The sequence below is a fragment of the SAR324 cluster bacterium genome, assembly GCA_029245725.1.
In the GTDB taxonomy this organism is placed as follows: Bacteria; SAR324; SAR324; order SAR324; family NAC60-12; genus JCVI-SCAAA005.
Window position 1 is genome coordinate 1 of the sequence record JAQWOT010000376.1, and the last position, 4613, is coordinate 4613.

Annotated in this window: 6 protein-coding genes; all 6 read left to right on the forward strand. The window is 44.0% G+C overall.

Going from position 1 to position 4613, the window contains the following annotated elements; genetic code table 11:
* A partial coding sequence (locus P8O70_20740) for a tyrosine-type recombinase/integrase (protein MDG2199268.1) occupies nt 1–1125 on the forward strand: 1125 nt, incomplete at its 5' end.
* Nucleotides 1126–1151: 26 nt separating this feature from the next.
* The gene (locus tag P8O70_20745) at nt 1152–1736 is read left to right on the forward strand and encodes a hypothetical protein (GenBank protein ID MDG2199269.1); all 585 of its coding nucleotides are present in this window, start codon (nt 1152–1154) and stop codon (nt 1734–1736) included.
* 204 nt (nt 1737–1940) lie between these two features.
* Entirely contained in the window at nt 1941–2141 is a 201-nt protein-coding gene (locus P8O70_20750) for an AlpA family phage regulatory protein (protein ID MDG2199270.1), read from the forward strand.
* Nucleotides 2134–2490, forward strand: coding sequence for a hypothetical protein (locus P8O70_20755; GenBank protein ID MDG2199271.1), 357 nt, complete (start codon nt 2134–2136; stop codon nt 2488–2490). Before P8O70_20750 ends, P8O70_20755 begins: the two co-directional genes overlap by 8 nt.
* Nucleotides 2491–2669: 179 nt before the next feature.
* On the forward strand, nt 2670–4298 hold the full coding sequence (locus P8O70_20760; protein ID MDG2199272.1) for an AAA family ATPase: 1629 nt from the start codon (nt 2670–2672) through the stop codon (nt 4296–4298).
* Nucleotides 4299–4406: 108 nt separating this feature from the next.
* On the forward strand, nt 4407–4613 hold a 207-nt coding region (locus P8O70_20765; protein MDG2199273.1), incomplete at its 3' end, for a hypothetical protein.

The following is a 4613-nucleotide window of genomic DNA, read 5'->3' on the forward strand; positions in this document are numbered from 1 at the left end:
CAACTAAAACTCAGCTTGGGAAGCTACCCAACGGTTCGGCTCTCTGATGCCAGAGAGATGCATGAGGAAGCTTGGCTGATGGTTCAGAAGGGAGAAGATCCTAGAGAAGGGACAATCACCCGCTTGCAGTTAAAGAGATTAAAGGACCAGGACAACGCTCTGCAACTTGAGCAGAAGGCTAAAGAGGAAGCGAAGAGTCGTCAGACCTTTCATGTAATTGCCAATCAGTGGTTAGCCAAAAAAGAACCTACCTTGTCTCGAAATACTTTTCGGATAAGACAATCACTGCTGAAAAATGATGTGATACCAGTTATTGGGAATCGTCAAATTTACGAACTGAAGAATGCAGATATTTTCGATGTTCTGAACCGAATTTCTGATAGAGGCTCAACATCGATTACAGATCTTTGTCGAAGGATACTACAGGAAGTCTTTAATTATGCTCGGTTACATGAGCTCTGTGAAAACAATCCCGCAGAAGCTGTTAAACATGCCCCTGACCTTAAAAGGCACAGAAGCCAGCACAGGAATTTTCTGGAGTTCCATGAAATGGGTAACTTCATGCGAAGTCTCAAAGATTCACAATCCAAGGCTGTCACGCAATCTAATCTGGCACTAGAATTTTTGATTCTCACAGTTGTCCGATCAAAGAATGTCCGGAAGGCTAGATGGGAACATTTCAGAGATCTTGATGGGGATAAACCAACTTGGATGATTCCCGCTGAATTCATGAAAGAGTCTAGAGAGCATCTTGTGCCCCTTAGTCATCAAGCAGTATCGCTCCTGAAGCGTATCAAATCATACTATTGGAATGACCAGTGGTTGTTTCCAGGAAATACTGGAAATGGCCTCTCTGAAGGACCACTTTTCAAGAATACTATGCTCAAAATGAACTACTCACCTGATCAAGTACAACCTCATGGATTTCGCTCTTCGTTTAGTACTCATGCCAATGAGTCCGGTCTGTGGAACCGCGATGCCATTGAATGGGTTCTAGCTCATTCTGAGAAAAATGAGGTTCGTGCTGCTTACAACCGTGCTCAATACTTGGAGGAAAGGAGACAGATTCTTCAATGGTGGGCAGATCAACTTGATGAAGCCGAATCACATTCTCCCAATGCATAAAATTAAAACACCTGAAGGTAATACTCATGAGCTCTGAAGATCTGCAGCAAGAGGAGAAAAAGGAACGGGCTTCACTTGATAAAATTTCTGAGAATGAAGCGGTGGAGGTTCTTCTAAATACTTTTGATTACTGGGTAAATGAATATGCAATGCACTTAAAAGTCGGAATTATTAAGGAAAACCCGAGAAACCCAAAAAAGGAAAAGTCAGACTTCAATCAGAAACGCCAAACTTATAAGAGTGCTATTTTGAAGACATGGCAAAATATCACATCAAACCTAGTCATCAGCAGTGACGAAAGTTTAGAACAAATCAGGGCAAAGTTGGATGAGTTGTGCAGTTTGCACATATTTCTAGAACCATTTCTGAGGGGTAAGTTCAAGAAGGATTATGGATTGAGCAGTTTAAAAACTGGGGTAACCAAACAGAGCTCCCAGAATTATAAGCCTCGGGAACTTCATACAAAATTGATTTTGTCTCAAGTACAAAATGGAATTTCCAACGCTCGCGACTGCTGGAAGAATCTCATCTATGAAGGGAAGAATGGGAATCTCATTGTAGAAGGAGACATCGTCGAAATTAATCCCTTTGGGAAAAAAATGATCAAATAAAACTGAAAACAAAAAGAATTGATGAATACGAAATCGACTACGAAACTTTTGCAAGAAACTTCAGCTACATATTGAAGAAGTGAAGCCAAGAAAAACTGAGAAAAACTCAGAAATTTCTGAGTAATGTCCACCGACTCCTGAAAGTATTGTTTCAAGCCATCGGGCTGATCCGTTGGTGATCATCAACACTATTAGGAGCATCTAGTGGAAACACTTCTCCCGCTTAGAAAATTGGAATCTGTGATCGGATTCCGCAAGTCCAAGATCTACCAACTCATTGAGTCTGGTCAGTTTCCCCAGCCCATCAAAATTGGTCGCAGCAGTCGCTGGCGTTCTTCCGAAGTACAAACCTGGATTCAGAATCTCACCGAAAACACACCAAAAATCGGAGCTGATAATGTCTGACCAACTAGAATTTTTTCTTACAAAGTATGCTGTCCAAGAACTAGACGAATTTATCATAACATTAAGAAGGATGAGGCAGTTACTACATGGCCCTGCCGTTGAACATCCCAACTCTCCTTGGTCAGACGTCATGGGGGTGCTTGATTATAATTACCCATTGGCAGTCTTGGAGCTTATCCACAAAGCAACGTACGATGATGTTTTTCCACATATCCTTTTGCAAATCAGGGATGCAGAAAGAAAGGTTGGTCTGCAGCTACCTGACGGGCCGATGGATGAAGAAGTCGCAGCACCAATTCCCTCAGATTTAAACCCAACTGATCATCGAGCGAGTTATGAGTGCAAGTAGAAACCCCACTAGAGCATCGATTTCAACGTCTCTGCGAACTCACTAAAGTGACTGGTTCAGGAACTCAATTCAAAGGAAAGTGACCTGCTCACAAAGACAGTGAAGCAAGTCTATCTCTCAAGCTAGGTGATGGAAGAATCTTGTTAAACTGCTTTGCAGGGTGCAAAAAAGCAGAGATTATGAAGAGCATGAACTGGGAGCTAAGGCATCTTGTGAAGGGGGCTGTAGAAGTCCCCAATATCGAACCAACTACCTTTGAGACCCAGCAGGCTGAACAGGTTGAGGACCCAAAATTTAGGGAAGTTGAGCGTTATCAATACCATCAGCCAGATGGAAGCCTTCAATTTTATGTGATTCGCCAAGAAGCTACTGACTCCAAGGGAAAGCGTAAAAAGAAATTCCTTCAATCAGGCATCGCCTCAGACGGGTCATTGACTTGGAGGATGGCTGGGATTAAACGGCTACCCTATCGATTGCCTCAGGTTCTCAAGGCTATAGAACAGCAGAAATCGATTCTTTTTGTTGAGGGTGAGAAAGATGTTGGATCTGCAGAGAATCTGGGCTTTGTGGCAACAACAATTCCCAGTGGTGCCAAGAAATCTGGAGGTGAAGATGTGGCTGAAGAGTGTTTACATTGGCTTAAAGGGGCTGATGTAGTGTTGTGTCCTGACAACGATGAGGTCGGCATACCTTGGCAACAGATGATTGGCTCGAGACTCCTCAAGATTGCTAAGCGTGTTCGTTGGTTAGAGCTTCCTGAACTTGGTGAGAAAGAGGACCTTAGTGATTGGATTGCCAAGGGCAATGGCCTAGAAGATCTTCAGAGCTTGATGGACCAAGCAGTTGATTTTCAAGTATCTGAGGTGGAGGAACAGCATCAGCCTTCCTCGATCAAGGCATTGTCGCTAGCACAGCTACTGACACTGGAATTACCTGAGCGAAAGTGCTTGATGGCACCGTGGTTACCAGAACAAGGGCTTGCCATGGTCTATGCTCAACGAGGTGTTGGAAAATCATGGTTTACCTGGCAAATAGCCCTTTCAGTTGCTACGGGTGCTCCCTTTCTAAGTTGGCAAATTCCAGAGCCTAAGCGAGTTCTTCTGATCGATGGGGAGATGCCTTGTGCAGTGACTCGAGAACGTTTTGAAAAGCTTGTAGAAGCCCTGCCAGTCGATCCGCCAGAAAATCTTCCCCTGAGTATCATTACTCCTGACATCCAAGAACTTGGTATGCCAGACCTTTCAGATGAGGCAGGACAGCAGGCACTGGAACCGTTTGTAGACGAAGCAGATCTCATAGTAGTTGATAACATTTCAACACTGGTGAGAAATGGCCGTGAAAACGAAACAGAGAGCTGGGTACCGATTCAAGCTTGGGCTCTGAAACAAAGGGTCAAAAGAAAAACGATTCTCTTCATTCATCACGCTGGTAAGGGTGGAGATCAACGGGGATCGAGTAAACGTGAAGATGTCTTGGATACTGTGATTGCCTTGAAGCGCCCAACAGGTTATTCCCCAGAGGAAGGAGCCCGTTTTGAAGTTCATTTCACCAAGTCCAGAGGCTTTCACGGGGAAGACGCTGAGCCGATCGACCTGTCTTTGTCTACAGATGAGCTTGGTAGGCTCCAATGGACATCCAAGAGCCTTCAGCAAAGTACCTACGAACGGGTGCTGGAGTATCTGCGGGAGGGTTTATCTCAATCACAGATTGCTACACTCATGGAGATTACTAAACAGGCCGTTCATAAGCATGTAAAACGAGCCAAGGAGGTAGGGGAGTGGTGCGAGTCAACCAAATCATTTCCCTAGGGAGGTTGACTGGTTGACTTTTTAAGAATTGTCAATGAATTCAGTTGACCTAAGAGTTGACTTCTGGTTGACCTTTTATTTATCAGAAACGCTGAAGGTACTTGTAAAATGGGGCTAAAAAGACTGATTGCAGAACGTAAGCGAAGTGTACCCAAGGTTGACAATTTGGTTGACAAGGAATTGACAAATGAGTCAACCAACCCGTCAACCAAGGTAGCAACATTAGAAGAAGAGGTTGACTCAGTAAGTACTTCGTCTGAAACTCCCCAAGGATCAATGCTGGTTGATAATTACTGTGATTTACCAGACTGTGTT